Origin of the sequence: Kluyvera sp. Awk 3 (assembly GCF_028069715.1) — a bacterium.
GTDB classification, from domain to species: domain Bacteria; phylum Pseudomonadota; class Gammaproteobacteria; order Enterobacterales; family Enterobacteriaceae; genus Kluyvera; species Kluyvera georgiana_A.
This window is the reverse complement of the sequence record NZ_JANEWH010000343.1, coordinates 1-354: the sequence shown is the minus strand read 5'-3', so window position 1 is coordinate 354 and position 354 is coordinate 1. Positions and strand designations below refer to the sequence as shown.

General features: G+C 49.2%; 2 tRNA genes. Both read right to left on the bottom strand.

The annotated features are described in order from the left end of the window. Positions 1 to 46: 46 nt before the first annotated feature. Positions 47 to 122, bottom strand: a tRNA-Ala gene (locus NNN71_RS25030). Positions 123 to 232: 110 nt separating this feature from the next. Beyond that, positions 233 to 309 (bottom strand) — tRNA-Ile (locus NNN71_RS25025). Between the last annotated feature and the right edge of the window lie 45 nt (positions 310 to 354).

Genomic DNA, 354 nt, shown 5'->3' with positions numbered 1-354 from the left:
CTTTTCAGGTACACTCTGAAGTTTTCTTGGTTTGTTGCAGTAAAGATGGTGGAGCTATGCGGGATCGAACCGCAGACCTCCTGCGTGCAAAGCAGGCGCTCTCCCAGCTGAGCTATAGCCCCATCGTTTGACAGAATCTCTTAAAACCGTAATTCTTTCTGAGACAAGGCGTGGAACGGCGAAGCATACTGAAGTATGCGAGTCGTTTCACAACGCGGTATCAGGAAGAATTTGGTAGGCCTGAGTGGACTTGAACCACCGACCTCACCCTTATCAGGGGTGCGCTCTAACCACCTGAGCTACAAGCCTGCAGAGATTCTTTACTGCTATTTTTCATCAGACAATCTGTGTGAG